Source organism: Ramlibacter pallidus, from assembly GCF_015070875.1.
In the GTDB taxonomy this organism is placed as follows: Bacteria; Pseudomonadota; Gammaproteobacteria; order Burkholderiales; family Burkholderiaceae_C; genus Ramlibacter; species Ramlibacter pallidus.
In genome coordinates this window covers 492,932-508,341 of record NZ_JADDIV010000002.1, presented here as the reverse complement: position 1 = coordinate 508,341, position 15,410 = coordinate 492,932, and the positions used below count along the sequence as shown (strand labels likewise).

General features: G+C 70.0%; 14 protein-coding genes. 10 read left to right on the top strand and 4 right to left on the bottom strand.

Going from position 1 to position 15,410, the window contains the following annotated elements:
- Nucleotides 1-15: 15 nt before the first annotated feature.
- From secD to IM787_RS07365, 3 genes are read left to right on the top strand one after another with little or no spacing between them, the layout of a single operon-like run.
- Entirely contained in the window at nucleotides 16-1,899 is a 1,884-nt protein-coding gene (gene secD, locus IM787_RS07375) for a protein translocase subunit SecD (RefSeq protein WP_193675992.1), read from the top strand.
- 43 nt (nucleotides 1,900-1,942) lie between these two features.
- Complete coding sequence (secF, locus tag IM787_RS07370) at nucleotides 1,943-2,896, top strand: protein translocase subunit SecF (RefSeq protein ID WP_193675991.1); 954 nt, start codon at nucleotides 1,943-1,945, stop codon at nucleotides 2,894-2,896.
- Nucleotides 2,897-2,909: 13 nt separating this feature from the next.
- A complete protein-coding gene (locus IM787_RS07365; RefSeq protein WP_193675990.1) occupies nucleotides 2,910-5,357 on the top strand; it encodes a DUF1631 family protein in 2,448 nt (815 codons plus the stop codon).
- A gap of 42 nt (nucleotides 5,358-5,399) precedes the next feature.
- Here the strand turns inward: IM787_RS07365 and IM787_RS07360 are convergent, their stop codons facing one another.
- From IM787_RS07360 to IM787_RS07350, 3 genes are all read right to left on the bottom strand, one after another.
- A complete protein-coding gene (locus IM787_RS07360; RefSeq protein ID WP_193675989.1) occupies nucleotides 5,400-5,882 on the bottom strand; it encodes a Smg family protein in 483 nt (160 codons plus the stop codon).
- 84 nt (nucleotides 5,883-5,966) lie between these two features.
- On the bottom strand, nucleotides 5,967-7,079 hold the full coding sequence (gene dprA, locus IM787_RS07355) for a DNA-processing protein DprA (protein ID WP_193675988.1): 1,113 nt from the start codon (nucleotides 7,077-7,079) through the stop codon (nucleotides 5,967-5,969).
- Between the two features lie 5 nt (nucleotides 7,080-7,084).
- On the bottom strand, nucleotides 7,085-8,314 hold the full coding sequence (locus tag IM787_RS07350; RefSeq protein ID WP_193675987.1) for a LysM peptidoglycan-binding domain-containing protein: 1,230 nt from the start codon (nucleotides 8,312-8,314) through the stop codon (nucleotides 7,085-7,087).
- A gap of 137 nt (nucleotides 8,315-8,451) precedes the next feature.
- Here IM787_RS07350 and def point away from each other — a divergent pair, with 137 nt between their 5' ends.
- From def to IM787_RS07320, 6 genes are read left to right on the top strand one after another with little or no spacing between them, the layout of a single operon-like run.
- Entirely contained in the window at nucleotides 8,452-8,964 is a 513-nt protein-coding gene (def, locus tag IM787_RS07345) for a peptide deformylase (protein ID WP_193675986.1), read from the top strand.
- 13 nt (nucleotides 8,965-8,977) lie between these two features.
- Nucleotides 8,978-9,469, top strand: coding sequence for a hypothetical protein (locus tag IM787_RS07340; RefSeq protein WP_193675985.1), 492 nt, complete (start codon nucleotides 8,978-8,980; stop codon nucleotides 9,467-9,469).
- Nucleotides 9,469-10,428: a methionyl-tRNA formyltransferase gene (gene fmt / locus IM787_RS07335; protein ID WP_193675984.1), complete on the top strand. Its 960-nt coding sequence runs from the start codon at nucleotides 9,469-9,471 to the stop codon at nucleotides 10,426-10,428. Before IM787_RS07340 ends, fmt begins: the two co-directional genes overlap by 1 nt.
- Nucleotides 10,428-11,168, top strand: coding sequence for an AzlC family ABC transporter permease (locus IM787_RS07330; RefSeq protein WP_193675983.1), 741 nt, complete (start codon nucleotides 10,428-10,430; stop codon nucleotides 11,166-11,168). The genes fmt and IM787_RS07330 overlap by 1 nt, the downstream gene beginning before the upstream one ends.
- Nucleotides 11,165-11,503, top strand: a complete 339-nt coding sequence (locus IM787_RS07325; RefSeq protein ID WP_193675982.1) for an AzlD domain-containing protein — start codon at nucleotides 11,165-11,167, stop codon at nucleotides 11,501-11,503. The genes IM787_RS07330 and IM787_RS07325 overlap by 4 nt, the downstream gene beginning before the upstream one ends.
- A 57-nt stretch (nucleotides 11,504-11,560) precedes the next feature.
- Complete coding sequence (locus IM787_RS07320; RefSeq protein WP_193675981.1) at nucleotides 11,561-12,754, top strand: phosphoglycerate kinase; 1,194 nt, start codon at nucleotides 11,561-11,563, stop codon at nucleotides 12,752-12,754.
- 4 nt (nucleotides 12,755-12,758) lie between these two features.
- On the opposite strand, the gene IM787_RS07315 is transcribed toward IM787_RS07320, so the two are convergent.
- The gene (locus IM787_RS07315) at nucleotides 12,759-13,850 is read right to left on the bottom strand and encodes a fatty acid desaturase (RefSeq protein ID WP_435531145.1); all 1,092 of its coding nucleotides are present in this window, start codon (nucleotides 13,848-13,850) and stop codon (nucleotides 12,759-12,761) included.
- Nucleotides 13,851-13,964: 114 nt separating this feature from the next.
- On the opposite strand from IM787_RS07315, the gene pyk reads away from it, so the two are divergent.
- The gene (pyk, locus tag IM787_RS07310; protein ID WP_193675979.1) at nucleotides 13,965-15,398 is read left to right on the top strand and encodes a pyruvate kinase; all 1,434 of its coding nucleotides are present in this window, start codon (nucleotides 13,965-13,967) and stop codon (nucleotides 15,396-15,398) included.
- Nucleotides 15,399-15,410: the final 12 nt, after the last annotated feature.

The window sequence follows — 15,410 nt, the reverse complement described above, 5'->3', positions numbered from 1 at the left end:
GCCCGCGTCCGCCTGATGAACCGATACCCGCTCTGGAAATACCTGGTCATCGCGGTCGCGCTGATCATCGGGGTGCTGTACACCCTGCCCAACTTCTTCGGCGAGGACGAGGCCGTGCAGGTGTCAGCGGCGCGCAGCAGCGTGCGCGTGGACGCCTCGACGCGCGCGCGCATCGAGCAGGCGCTGGCGCAGGCCGGCATCCAGCCGCTCGGCATCGTCCAGGACGAAACCTCGATCAAGGTCCGGCTGGACACGCCGGACACGCAGCTGAAGGCGCGCGAGGCCATCCAGCGCGCGCTGGCGCCCGAGGCGTCGAGCGCCAACTACATCGTCGCCCTCAACCTGCTGTCGCGCACGCCGGCCTGGATGGCCGCGGTCAACGCGCGCCCGATGTACCTGGGCCTGGACCTGCGCGGGGGCGTGCACTTCATGCTTCAGGTGGACATGCAGGCCGCGCTGACCAAGAAGGCCGAGTCCTTCGCCGGCGACCTGCGTTCCGTGCTGCGCGAGAAGAACATCCGCCACGCCGGCATCAACCGCAACAACCAGGCCGTGGAAGTCGCCTTCCGCGACCCGGCGGCGCTGCAGTCCGCCCGCGGCGTCATCGCCGACCAGTTCCAGGACCTGCAGGTCGCCGAGGCCGTCGACGGCGACAGCACCCGGCTGACGCTCACCATCAAGCCGGAGGCGGCCCGCCGCGTGCAGGACCAGGCGCTGAAGCAGAACATGGTCACCCTGCACAACCGGATCAACGAGCTCGGTGTCGCCGAGCCGGTGATCCAGCAGCAGGGCCTCGACCGCATCGTGGTGCAGCTGCCCGGCGTGCAGGACACCTCGCGCGCCAAGGACATCCTGGGCCGCACCGCGACCCTGGAAGTGCGCATGGTGGACGAGAGCGCCGAAGGCCGCGGCGCCGAAGCCGGCAGCGGCGCGGTGCCGTTCGGCTCGGAGCGCTACCTGGACCGCGAAGGCCGTCCGGTGGTCGTGCGCAAGCAGGTCGTGCTGACGGGCGAGAACCTGACCGATGCCCAGGCCGGCTTTGACAACCAGACGCAGGAAGCGGCCGTCCACCTGACGCTGGACGCCAAGGGCGCGCGCATCTTCCGTGACATCACCCGCGAGAACATCGGCAAGCGCATGGCGATCCTGCTGTTCGAGAAGGGCAAGGGCGAGGTCGTGACGGCCCCGGTGATCCGCAGCGAGATCGGTGGCGGCCGCGTGCAGATCTCGGGCGCCATGACCACGGTCGAAGCCAACGACACCGCGCTGCTGCTGCGCGCCGGTTCGCTGGCCGCGCCGATGGAGATCATCGAGGAGATGACCATCGGCCCGACGCTGGGGGCCGAGAACATCGCCAAGGGCTTCAACAGCGTGGCCTGGGGCTTCGCCGCCATCTGCGTGTTCATGATCCTCTACTACATGCTGTTCGGGGTGTTCTCCAGCGTCGCGCTGGGGGTCAACCTGCTGCTGCTGGTGGCGATCCTGTCCATGCTGCAGGCCACGCTGACGCTGCCCGGCATGGCGGCCATGGCGCTGGCGCTGGGCATGGCCATCGACTCGAACGTGCTGATCAACGAGCGGGTGCGCGAGGAGCTGCGGCGCGGCGCCTCGCCGCAGGCGGCGATCAACGCCGGCTACGACAGCGCCTGGGCCACGATCCTGGACTCCAACGTGACGTCCCTGATCGCCGGCGTGGCGCTGCTGGCGTTCGGCTCCGGCCCCGTCCGCGGTTTCGCGGTGGTGCACTGCCTGGGCATCCTGACCTCCATGTTCTCCGCCGTGTTCTTCTCGCGCGGCCTGGTGAACCTCTGGTACGGCCGGCAGAAGAAGCTCAAGGCGGTTTCCATCGGGACGGTCTGGCGGCCCGGCGGCGATAACGCTATAACCAAGGCCGAGTAGGAAAAACAAGGACGGGGCCGGGGGCTCCAAAAGGGACAAAGCAGTGGAGTTTTTCAAGATCCGGCGGGACATCCCGTTCATGAAGAACGCGCTGGTCTTCAACGTGATTTCCTTCCTCACGTTCGCGGCCGCCGTGTTTTTCCTCGTGACCAAGGGGCTGCACCTGTCGGTGGAGTTCACCGGCGGCACGGTGATGCAGGTGCAGTACGCGCAGCCCGCCGACGTCGAATCGGTGCGCCGTACCGTCAGCAGCCTGGGCTACACCGACGTCCAGGTGCAGAATTTCGGCACCGCCCGCGACGTCCTGATCCGCCTGCCGGCGCAAAAGGGCGTCAGTTCGGCGCAACAGAGCGACAAGACCCTGGCGGCGCTCCGGGCGTCCGACCCGACGGTCACGCTCAAGCGGACGGAATTCGTGGGCCCGCAGGTGGGCGAGGAACTCACCACCGACGGCCTCAAGGCCCTGGCCATGGTGGTCGTGGGGATCATGATCTACCTGGCCGTGCGCTTCGAGTGGAAGTTCGCGGTGGCGGCCATCCTGGCCAACCTGCACGACGTGGTCATCATCCTGGGCTTCTTCGCCTTCTTCCAGTGGGAGTTCTCGCTGGCGGTGCTGGCGGCGGTGCTGGCGGTGCTGGGCTACTCGGTGAACGAATCGGTGGTGATCTTCGACCGGATCCGCGAGACCTTCCGGCGCCAGCGCAAGATGACGACGGTGGAAGTGATCGACCATGCGATCACCTCCACGATCAGCCGCACGATCATCACCCACGGCTCCACGCAGATCATGGTGCTGTCGATGCTGCTGTTCGGCGGCGCCACCCTGCACTACTTCGCCATGGCGCTGACCATCGGCATCCTGTTCGGCATCTATTCGTCGGTGTTCGTCGCGGCGGCCATCGCCATGTGGCTCGGCGTCAAGCGCGAGGACCTCGTCAAGGCCGCCCCCAAGCGCGACGGCGACCCGAACGACCCGAACGCGGGCGCCACCGTCTGAGGAGCGGCCACCCATGTCGTCCACGCTCACTCCCACCGCCGCGCCCCTGGCCCGGCAGGCGCGTGAGCGGTTCGTCGCCCACATGGAGGGCGGGCTGCCGGAGCTGGTGAACGCGGTGCGCAACCTGCTGCAGGAGCAGATGAACTCCGCGCAGAGCAGCCGCGACATGCAGCAGCGGCGCGACGCGCTGGTCGACTTCGAGCACTACGGCAGCCGCTGGACCGAGGCGACCTCCAAGGCCTGGCGGCGCGCCATCATCCCGCCCACCGCGACCGGCCGGGTCCGCATGGAGCTGGCCAGCCTGGAGCTGATCGGCGACGACGTGGTGGAGAACAAGATCCTGTCGTCCCGCCTGGCCATGGCGGTGCAGGAAAAGGCGGTCTGGGACCTCAACGACCTGAAGCTGCGCATCACCCACCTCGAAGGCGGCGAGGAACTGGCCACCGAGGACGTGCTGCGGCCGGAAGCGCTGTGCCAGGTCATCGTGGAACAGTGGAGCGCGTCCAAGCTGCCGCGCGACACCTGGGTGGCCGTGAAGGACGTCATCCAGCAACTGGTCGTGCCGAGGGCGCTGGAGGGCTACCAGCAGGCCAACGAGTTCCTGGTGGAGAGCGGCGTCCTGCCGCACATCGACCTGCGGTCCCGCGTCAAGCGGCCCCCCGTGGCGCCGCGCAGCGAGGCACAGCAGGGCCAGGCCGGTGGCGGCTCCGGCCAGGCGGCATCCGGCGGCGGCGGCCCGGGCGGGTCCGGGGGCGGCAACCGCGGCGGCGGCAGCGCCGGCGGCGGACCGGGTGGCCCGCGCTTCGACGGTGCCGCAGGGCCTGCCGGCGGCGGGCCCCGCGGCGGTGGTGCCGCGGGCGGCGAAGGCCAGGCGCCCGGCGGCGGTTCCAGCCCGACCAGTTTCTTCGCCCCTGCCGAGGGTGGCGGGCCGGCCGACGCCGGTGCCACCCCGCTGGCCCGCGCCCGTGCCAAGGCCAGCGGCGTCCTCGGCCAGCTCAAGCGGCTGCTGCGCGACCGCGCCGGGGTGCACGAGGGCACCGGCGTGCCGCCCTCGCCGTCCCTCGTCGCGGCGGTGACCCACCACGCGACGCAGGTGCAGACGCAGGTGCAGTCGCGCGTCAACGAGGCCATGACGGTCGGCGACATCGTGGTCTTCGACGACGACGCGGTCGAGGAGGTCGCTCTCGACCTGCGGCATCGCACCCAGGAGCTGAAGAAGAAGGCCTCGTCCTCGAACGAGAAGGCGACGATCGAGATCGTGGCGCTGATGTTCCAGAGCATCCTGGCCGAGGAGCGCATTCCGCCCGCGGTCCGGGTCTGGTTCGCGCGGCTGCAGATGCCGGTCCTGCGCGTCGCGCTGGCGGAGCCGGAGTTCTTCGGTTCCATGGAGCATCCCGCGCGGCAGCTGATCGACCGCATGGGTTCGTGCGTGCTCGGCTTCGATGCCTCCACCATCTCCGGCAGCGCGCTCGAGAACGAGATCCGCCGCGTCGTGCAGGTCATCGAACAGTACCCGGAGACCGGCCGCCGCGTGTTCCAGCTGGTCTACGAGGAGTTCCAGCGTTTCCTGTCGCGCTTCCTGACCGAGAAGGGCCCGACGCAGAAGCTGGTGAGCGTCGCGCAGCAGGTGGAACAGAAGGAGACGATGGCGATCCAGTACACCATCGAGCTGCGCAAGATGCTCTCCGACGTGCCGGTGCGCGAGGAGATCCGCGAGTACCTGTTCAAGGTCTGGGCCGAGGTGCTGGCGGTGGCGGCCGTGAAGAACGGGCCGCAGCACGAGGAGACGCTGGCGCTGAAGAAGTCCGCCAGCGACCTGGTCTGGGCGGCCAGCGCCAAGCCGAACCGCAACGACCGCGCGAAGGTGATCCAGGACCTGCCGGACCTGCTGGCGCGCCTGCGCCGCGGCATGTCGCTGCTGGGGCTGGAGCCGCCCGAGCAGGAGAACCACATCAAGGTGATCGGCGACACGCTGGCCGATGCCTTCCTGTCCAAGACGGAAGCCATCCCGCACGCACGCATCGAGGAGATGACGCGCCGCCTCGCCAACCTCGAGGACTTCGTCTCGGACGACGACGCCGGCGAGCTGCCGCTGGACCAGGAAAGCATCGAGATGATGCTCGGCATCGACGCGTCCATGATCGAGGTGATCAGCACCGGCGGGTCGCAGCCGAACGGCGCGATGATGGGCTGGGCCAACGAGCTCCAGCTGGGGAACTGGTTCACCCTGGACCACAACAACCGCGTCGCCCAGGTGCAGTACGCCTGGCGCAGCGACCGGCGGCAGCTGCACCTGTTCGCGTCGGGCGACGGGCACTGCTACCTGATGCCGATCCGCCGGCTCGGTGCCTACCTGCAGGCGGGGCTGCTGGTGCCCACCGAGGAAGAGGCGCTCACCGTGCGCGCCACGCGCGACGCGCTCGCCAAGCTCGACGCGAATCCCGAGCGCCTGTTCGAATAGGTGCCCGCGTCCGCCGGCCCGCGTGCCGGCGACGATGCCCTGCTAGTGGGCCAGCCGCTCCTCGGCGTCGCCGCAAAGCTCGTCGAGGATCAGCGCATCGGGTTCGTGGCCGAAGCGCCAGTACACCATCAGCACGATGATCTTCAGGGCGTCGAGCGGCACCGGGTCGCCGGGCGCGGCCATGGCGCGGTCGACGACGATCTCGCGCAGCGCCGCCGGCAGCACGCCGGCGCTTTCGAGGAAGCTGATGAAGCCCAGGCAGTCCGCGCCGAGGTGGTCCTGCTCCGCCACCGAGAACACGCGCATGCTGGCGTCGCTCGGCTGGGGGGCCCATTCGGCCTGGGAGGGGGCGGGCAGCAGGATGTTCTGCGCCGCGGAGTTGAGTCCGTCGAGCCACACCAGGGCCTCGTGGATCTCGTCGGGTTCGAAGCCATGGGCGCTGAGCTTGCGTTCGAGCTGGTGGAGCTCGGGGCAGGCATCGCCGCGCCAGTAGTTTTCGTAGACGAACACCAGCACTTCAAACATGAACCCCAATATAGCCGGGAAGCGAAGCCCGTGCGCAAGGGGTTTCGCGCGCTTGTTGCACCGGCGCGTCGCGCCGGCGCCGCGTCAGGCCTGCGCGATGCGCTGGTAGAGGCCGCCGGGCAGGCGTGCGACGTGGCCTGCGAGCTCCAGTTCCAGCAGCTGCGCCTGCAGGCGTGGCGCGGGGATGCCGGTGCGCGCGATCAGCGCGTCGAGGCCCACGGGGTCGTGGCCCATGGCGTGCAGCAGCGGGTCTTCGCCCGCCGCGTCTTCCACGGCGCCCGGTGCTGCAGCGTCCGCGGGCAGCACGTAGCGCAGGTCTTCCAGCACGTCCTGCGCGCTTTCCACCAGCTTGGCGCCCTGCCGCAGCAGCGCGTGGCAGCCGCGGGCGTGGGGCGAGTGGATGGAGCCGGGGATCGCGAAGACCTCCTTGCCCTGCTCCGCCGCCATCCGCGCCGTGATCAGCGAGCCGGATTGCAGGGCCGCCTCGACCACCAGCGTGCCCTGGGACAGGCCGGAGATGAGGCGGTTGCGCCGCGGGAAGTTGGCCGGCAACGGCGGCGTCCCGATCGCGTATTCGCTCAGGAGCATGCCGCGGTCCGCGATGCGGTGGGCGAGGTCGCGATGCTGCCTGGGGTACACGCGGTCGAGGCCGGTGCCGACCACGGCGATGGTGGCGATCGCATCGGGCGCCGCACCTTCGAGTGCGCCTTCGTGCGCGGCGCCGTCGATGCCCAGTGCCATGCCCGAGACGACGGTGACACCGGCTTCCGCGAAGGCCCGGCCGAACCGCCGCGCGTTCTGCAGTCCCTGGGCGGTGGCATTGCGGCTGCCGACGATCGCCAGCGCCCGTGGCGGCGCGGCATCGAACCGGCCCATCCGGTACAGCATGGCCGGCGGGTCGTCGATGGCGAGCAGGGAAGCCGGATAGCCGGGGTCGGCCAGCGTGAGCACCTGGCGGTGGTCGGGGTCGGCCTGGAGCCAGGCCAGGGTGGCATCCACCTGCGCCTGAAGGCCTTCGGGTTCCTGGCCCAGGACGGCCGCCGCTGCAGGCCCGGCGACCTGCGCCAGGGCCTCGGCATCCTGCGCGAACAGCGTGGCGGGCAGCCCGAAGCTGGCAAGCAGCCGGCGGGCGGTGATGGAGCCGATCTCGGGGGTGAGCGCGAGTCGCAGCCAGCCGGCCAGCTCGTCGCGCTCCACGGCGCTCAGCGCGGGTTGCTGATCCGGTCGCCGACGCCCACGGTGTCGGTGATCTCGAGCACCAGCGCGTACGAGAGGTTCTCGTAGGCACGGAAGACCATCAGCAGGCCGCTGCGCTCGTCGGGCAGCTGCACGCTCCTGCGCTCGGACGGCATCGTGCGATCGTCGATCCGGCGGCCGGCCTTCATGACGGCCATCACGTGCCCGTTCTCGATGCCGTCGGCCAGGCCGCGGTTGATCACGACCACCTGGTTCTGCCCGACGAAAGTCACCGCGTCGCCGTAGACGGAGACGACCGTGCCTTCGATCGGCTGGCTGGGGGCCCGCGGCACGTAGCTGGTGATCTGCCGCGGCGGCGCCGCCAGCAGGCGGTCGCCGGCGCGGATCTCTTCCTTGGCGCGCGTGATGTCGACGGTGGCCGGCACGAGCAGCGGCTCGGTGCCGCCGCTGCTGGTGCGCACCGGCTGGACGGATTCGTTGCGCACGAGTTCGGCGCTGCCCAGGTACTTGGCTTCGTAGCCGAGGACCTTGCCGGTCACCGGGTCGCGCAGCGGCGTGGCGTTGCGGAACACGCGATAGGTGTCGATCATGCTCGGGTCCCGTTCCACGAACGGCGTGCCGGCGTAGCCGCGGACGTAGGCGCGGTCACCCTGCGTGAGCAGCACGCGGTCGGCGGGGCCGGCCACGATGCGCGGGGCGAGTTCGAGTTCCTCGGCGCGCTCCACCAGGATCGCCTCGTTGAGGAACGGCTCGATCACGTGCGGGGGCAGGGTCGGCAGCGAGAGGTCGGCCAGGCTGGAGATGCGGGTGCGCGGCGAAACGCGCACCGTCTCGGTGGGCTGGCCGGCGCCGGCCGGGCCCATGCGCAGGCGGGCCAGTCCGTTCAGCTTTTCGAGGTAGAGGGTCTGTCCGGGATAGATGCGGTGCGGGTTGCGCACCTGCTCCATGTTCATGCCCCACAGCTCGGGCCAGCGCCAGGGGCTCTTGAGGAACATGCCGGAGATCGCCCAGAGGGTGTCGCCGGACTTCACGGTGTAGCTGTCGGGCGCGTTGGGCGCGAGCTCGGAGAGCGGCACGCCGGCACTGGCCACCTGTTCCGCCGTCGACCGCTGGGCCGGGGTGATCGGGTAGTTCTGTGCCGAAGCCGTGGAGGCCAGGCCACCGGCAACGACCAGCGCGGCGACTGCCACGATGGTGCGGTTGGCGAGGCCAAAAGCTGCCTTGGAAGGAGCCATCTCTGTTTCGTCCGCTCTTGACAAGTTGCTGGCGATTCTGGCCTCAAGTCCTTGATCGGGCAATGTTTATTGGCCATGTGGTCCATTCGCGACGCTAAAAGTGGCGAAAATAGCGACACCACCCCCACCTGTCCGCCATGGCCGTCCTTCCGATCCTTTGTTACCCCGATCCGCGCCTCCACACGGTAGCCAAGCCGGTGAAGGAGGTCGACGCGCGCATCCGCGCGCTGGTGCAGGACATGCTGGAGACGATGTACGACGCCAACGGCATCGGCCTGGCGGCCACGCAGGTGGACGTGCACGAGCGGGTGGTGGTGATCGACACCTCGGAGGAACGCAACCAGCCGCTGGTGCTGATCAACCCCGAGATCATCTGGGCCAGCGACGAGAAGCAGGTGGGCGACGAGGGATGCCTCTCCGTCCCCGGCATCTATGACGGCGTGGAGCGCTCCAGCGCGGTGACGGTCCGGGCGCTCGACGCCGACGGCAAGGTGCGGGACATCCAGGCCGAGGGCCTGCTGGCCGTCTGCATCCAGCACGAGATGGACCACCTCCTGGGCAAGGTGTTCGTGGAATACCTGTCGCCGCTCAAGCGCAACCGCATCAAGACCAAGATGATCAAGGCGCGCCGGGACACCGAGCGCGTCTGAGGAAGGGACTCCCATGCGCCACTTGGTTGCCCTCGCCGCGCTCGCCCTCCTGGGCGCCTGCGCGCATCCCTGGCACGCGGTCGGGGTTCCCGCCGGTGCCACCCGCGACCAGGTGATCGCGCAGTCGGGCGCGCCGTCCCGGGTCGTGGATCTCCCCGGCGGCGGCCAGCGCCTGCAGTACACGCTGCAGCCCCTGGGCCATTACGCGTTCATGGTGGACCTCGACCCGGCCGGGCGCGTCGTCCGGTCCCGCCAGGTCCTGACCGAAGCGGAGTTCCACCGGATCGAACCGGGACGCTGGACGCGGGCGGACATCGAGCGCGAGTTCGGACCGCCCGCCTTGCTGGAGGGGGTCGGCAGCTTCCGCGGCACGGTGATGACCTACCGCTGGCGCGACCTGGCCAACAGCAACATGTTCTATCACGTGTACGTGGACCCGCAGGGCGTGGTCCAGCGGGCCCATCCCGCCATCGAACACGTGAACACGCCCAACGACCGCCCGTGATGCGGGTGGCCTTCGCGGGCACGCCCGTCTTCGCGCAGGTTGCGCTGGAGCGCCTGCACGCGGCCGGCTTCGCGCTGCCGCTGGTCCTCACCCAGCCGGACCGCCCCGCCGGCCGCGGGATGAAGCTGCAGCCGTCCCCGGTCAAGGCCTTCGCGCAGGCGCACGGGATCCCCGTGGCGCAACCGCGCAGCCTGCGGCTCGACGGCAAGTTCCCGGAAGACGCCGAGGCCGCACGTGCGGCGCTGCTGGAGGCGGCGCCCGATGTCCTGGTGGTGGCGGCGTACGGCCTGATCCTGCCGCAATGGGTGCTGGACCTGCCGCGTCTCGGCTGCCTGAACATCCATGCCTCGCTGCTGCCCCGCTGGCGCGGCGCCGCCCCGATCCACCGGGCCATCGAAGCCGGCGACGCGGAAACCGGCGTCACCATCATGCAGATGGATGCCGGCCTGGACACCGGCGACATGCTGCTGCGCGAGCGGGTCGCGATCTCGCCGCAGGACAGCACGGCGACGTTGCACGACAGGCTGGCGGTGCTGGGCGGCCGCATGGTCGTCGAGGCGCTCGAACTGGGGGCCTGCGGGGGGCTGAAGCCCGTGCCGCAGCCGACCGAGGGCGTCACCTATGCGCACAAGATCGAGAAGGGCGAAGCGGCGATCGACTGGACGCTCCCGGCCGACGTGATCGAGCGGCGCATCCGTGCCTTCGACCCGTTCCCCGGCGCGACGGCGCAGGCGGCGGGGGAAACCATCAAGGTCTGGCGCGCCAACGCCTTGCCGGGGCGCGCCAGCGTCGAACCGGGCACCGTGGTGGCCGTCGACGCGCGGGGCATCGGCGTGGCCTGCGGCGGCCAGACCCGGCTCGAGATCACGGAACTGCAGCGGCCGGGCGGCAAGCGCCTGCCCGCCGCGGACTTCCTGCGCGGCTTCCCGCTGGAGCCCGGCCAGCGTTTCGATCGCTGATGTTCTTCCGGCGCGAGATCCACCGGCATCCGCTGTTCCGCGAGGGCATGCGTGCCAGCAGCGCGGTGGCGCCCGGCATCGCCGCGTGGGGGCTGATGACGGGCGTGGCGATGGTGAAGTCCGGCATGAGCGTGCCCGAAGCCGTCGCGATGACGCTGTTCGTCTATGCCGGCAGCTCCCAGCTGGCGGCGATCCCCCTCATCGTGGCCGGCGCACCGGCCTGGGTGGTGTGGGCGACCGGCTTCTGCGTCAACCTGCGCTTCGTGGTCTTCAGCCTGCACCTGCGCAGCTACCTCATGCACCTGCCGCGCTGGCGCCGGCTGGTGAACGGTTTCCTGACCGCCGACATGAGCTATGCGATCTTCACCGGCCGCTTCCCGCAACCGGCGACCGAGCCCGCGGAGCAGCTGGGGCAGGAGTCCTTCCTCGCCGGCAACTACTTCCTGACGTGGTGCGCGTGGACCGGCGCGAGCCTGCTGGGTGTGGCCCTCGGCAACCTGATCCCCAGCGCCTGGGGTCTCGGCTTCGCGGGGGTGCTGTGCCTGGTCGGCGTGCTGTGCTCGCTCGCCAACACGCGCCTGCGCATCCTGGCGGCGGTGATCGCCGGTGCCGCGGCGGTGGCCGCCTACGCGCTGCCGCTGAAGCTGAACATCGTGGCGGCCATCGCGGTCGCCGTGCTCGCCTGCTTCTGGCTGGAAGGGCGGGTGCCGCCGGCACCGCCGCGGGAGAAGGCCGCATGAGGGGCGTGACCGACGGCTGGACGCTGTTCATCATCCTCGGCCTGGCCGGCGTGACGGTGCTCACGCGCTGCTTCTTCTTCATCCTCGACCGGCCCTGGTCGCTGCCGGCCTGGGCGCACCGCGCGCTGCACTACGCCCCGGTGGCCGCCCTGGCCGGCGTGGTCGTGCCGGAAGTGGTGATGACGAACGGCGAACTCGTCGCGACCTGGCAGGACGCGCGCTTGTTCGCCGCCGCTGCCGGCGCCGCGGTCTTCTTCTGGCGCCGCAGCGTCTTGGCCACCCTGCTGGTGGGCATGGCGGTGTACCTGCCGCTGCACCTCGGGCTCGGCTGGTAGCCCGGCCCGGTCGCGCCTTCCTAGAATCGGGGTTTTGCCCCAACCCGAGCTGTTGCCATGAACGTCCTCCGCTTCTCCGACCTGTGCGACGAGGGTCGCGCCCGCGGCCGCCGCGTCTTCATCCGCGCCGACCTCAACGTGCCGCAGGACGACGACGGGACCATCACCGAGGACACGCGCATCCGCGCCTCGGTGCCCTGCATCCAGATGGCGCTGGCCGGCGGTGCGGCGGTGATGGTCACCTCGCACCTGGGACGGCCGACCGAAGGACAGTTCAAGCCGGAGGATTCGCTGGCCCCCGTCGCCCAGCGCCTGTCCGAGCTGCTCGGGCGCCCGGTGCCGCTGAAGTCCGGCTGGATCGACCGCGTCGACGTGCAGCCCGGCGAGGTCGTGCTGCTGGAGAACTGCCGCCTGAACAAGGGGGAGAAGAAGAACGATCCGGAGCTGGCGAAGAAGATGGCGGCGCTGTGCGACATCTTCGTGCACGACGCCTTCGGCACCGCCCACCGCGCGGAGGCCTCCACCTACGGCATCGCGCAATACGCCAAGGTCGCGTGCGCCGGTCCGCTGCTGGCCGCCGAGATCGATGCGCTGACGAAGGCGCTCGCGCAGCCGAAGCGCCCGCTGGTGGCGATCGTCGCCGGCTCCAAGGTCTCGACCAAGCTCACGATCCTGCAGGCGCTGGCCGGCAAGGTGGACCAGCTGATCGTGGGCGGCGGCATCGCCAACACCTTCATGCTGGCGGCCGGGTTGCCGATCGGCAAGTCGCTGGCCGAGGCCGACCTCCTCGCCGACGCGAAGGCGGTGATCGAGGCGATGAAGGCCCGCGGCGCGGAAGTGCCCATCCCGACCGACGTGGTGGTGGCCAAGGGCTTCGCGCCCGATGCGCCCGCGACCGTCAAGGCGGCGCGCGACGTGGCACCGGACGACATGATCCTGGACATCGGGCCGCAAACGGCCGCCCGTCTCGCCGCGCAGCTCAAGTCGGCCGGTACCATCGTCTGGAACGGGCCGGTCGGCGTGTTCGAGTTCGATGCGTTCGCCAAGGGGACCGAGACCATCGCGCGCGCGATCGCGGAGTCCGACGCGTTCAGCATCGCCGGCGGCGGCGACACGCTGGCGGCCATCGCCAAGTACGGCATCGAGAAGGAAGTGGGCTACATCTCCACCGGCGGCGGCGCCTTCCTGGAAGTGCTCGAAGGCAAGACGCTCCCGGCCTTCGAGATCCTGCAGAAGCGCGCGAACGGCTGACGGCTCAGGCGGCGGGGGCCGGCGAAGTCGGCCGCCCCGCGTAGTCGGTCCAGCCGTCGCGGGCGAAGTCGTAGAGCTTGCAGCGGCGCGCGGTGTCGAAGTACCAGCGCCAGGAGAACGGCTGCACGATGATGCGCCCGGGCAGCATCTCCTCCAGCTTCGCCTGCGCCTGCTTCAGCTTGTACAGCGGGATCGTCATGTCCACGTGGTGCGCGGTGTGCTCCATGATGTGGTGCATGGCGCCGCCGAGGCCCAGCGGGAAGGTGAGGTGCACCGTCGTCGACACGAAGGGCTGCGAGCGCGACCAGGCGGCGCGTTCGTCGTGCCAGTGCACCGCCGTGTGCGTGTGGTGCACGTAGACGACGAAGCCGATCATGGCGCACCAGAATACGAAGGGCGCCACGAAGCCGGTGAGCAGCAGCGCAAGGAAGGATTCCCCGGTCGCGTGCGAGAGAACGGCGAGCGCGCCGATCCAGAGCAGCGCGAAGCCGGAGACCAGCAGGTTGTCGAGCAGGAACACGCGCCGGCGCGTCGGCATGTGCCGCCGGTTCGGGAAGAACATGCGCTTCCACCAGATCTCCACCAGGTAGTACAGCCCGGGCGCCCAGCCGCTGCGGTAGATGCGGTCCAGGCGTTGCCGCAGGGGCGTCAGCGCCGCGAACTCCTCGGCGGTATAGGGCGCCCACACGAAGTCGAACCCCTTGAGGTTGGTATAGCCGTGGTGGACCACGTTGTGGCCGACCTCCCACAGGCTGTACGGCGTGAACGAAGGCAGGAACGCGATGCGCCCCAGCCACTGGTTCAGGCGGCGGTGCGGTGTCAGGCTCTGGTGGCAGGCATCGTGGCCGACGATGAACAGGCGCCCGATGACGAAGCCGGCCGCGAGCCCGCAGGCCAGGCGCGCCCACCAGGGACCGAGCAGGACGGCGCCGCCCAGTGCGGCGAGCAGCAGGGCGTAGTCGAACAGGAGCAGCAGCACGGGCCAGGCCGTGGCGCGGGCGGAGAGCGGCAACAGCCATTCGCGGATGTGCTTGCGGTGCGGCAGCGGCGCGTGGGCCGGGACGGGAGCTTGGAGGGTCGTCATGGAACCGGCCATGCTAGGCCGGGGCCGGCGACCGCGTCGTGACCTGCGTCAAGCGCGCGCTTGGTAACCGCGCCGTTCCGCCTTCCATGTGAGAATCCGAAACTAAGTTACAGGAGACCGCAGTCCATGGCTCGTCGCGCCACCAAGATCGTCGCCACCCTGGGGCCCGCGTCCAGCGACCCCGCCGTGCTCGAAGCCATGATCCGCGCCGGCGTCAACGTCGTCCGCCTGAACTTCAGCCACGGCACCGCGCAGGACCACATCGACCGCGCCCGCCAGGTGCGCGAAGCGGGCCACGCGGCCGGCCGCGAGGTCGCGATCATGGCGGACCTGCAGGGCCCCAAGATCCGGGTCGGCAAGTTCGCCGAGGGCAAGGTGCACCTGGAGCCCGGCGCGAGCTTCATCCTCGACGCCTCCCGCACCGAGCCGGGCAACGTGGAAGCGGTGGGCCTCGACTACAAGGAATTGCCGCGGGACGTCCGCCCCGGCGACCTGCTGCTGCTGAACGACGGCCTGATCGTGCTGACGGTGGACCACGTGAAGGGCGACCGCATCCACACCAAGGTGAAGCTCGGGGGCGTGCTGTCCAACAACAAGGGCATCAACAAGCACGGCGGCGGCCTGACGGCGCCGGCGCTGACCGCCAAGGACATGGAGGACATCCGCACCGCGATGGCCTTCCAGGCCGACTACGTCGCCGTGAGCTTCCCAAAGAACGCCACCGACATGGAGATGGCGCGCCAGCTGTGCAACGTGGCCGCCGCCGAGTTCCGCCACAAGCCGGCGCTGATCGCCAAGATCGAACGCGCGGAGGCGATCCCCAACCTCGAATCGATCCTGAAGGCGAGCGACGGCATCATGGTCGCGCGCGGCGACCTCGCCGTGGAAGTCGGCAACGCCGCGGTGCCGGCGCTGCAGAAGCGCATGATCCGGCTGGCGCGCGAGCACGACAAGGTGGTGATCACTGCCACGCAGATGATGGAGTCGATGATCTCCGCGCCGGTGCCCACGCGCGCCGAGGTAAGCGACGTGGCCAACGCGGTGCTCGATGGCACCGACGCGGTGATGACCAGCGCCGAGACCGCGACCGGCAGGTACCCCGTCGAGGTGGTGGAGCAGATGGCGAACATCTGCGCCGAGGCCGAGATGGCCGAGGACGTGCGGCTCGATGCCGATTTCAGCGGCATGTCCTTCTCGCGCATCGACCAGTCCATCGCGATGGGCGCGCTGTTCACGGCCTACCACCTGGGCTGCAAGGCGATCGTCGCCCTGACCGACTCCGGCTCCACGGCGCTGTGGATGAGCCGGCACCGCATCCACATCCCGATCTACGCGCTGACGCCCAAGCTCGTGACGCAGCGGCGCATGGCGCTGTACCGCAACGTGCGGCCGCTGCTGATGGACCAGAACGTCGAACGCGACATGGCCCTGGCCGAGGCCGAAGCGCACCTGAAGACCCGCGGCATCCTGGCGGCCGGCGACATCTACGCGATCACCTGCGGCGAACCCATGGGCGCGCCGGGCGGCACCAACATGCTGAAGATCGTGCGCGCGAGCTGAGGCCGGCGGGCA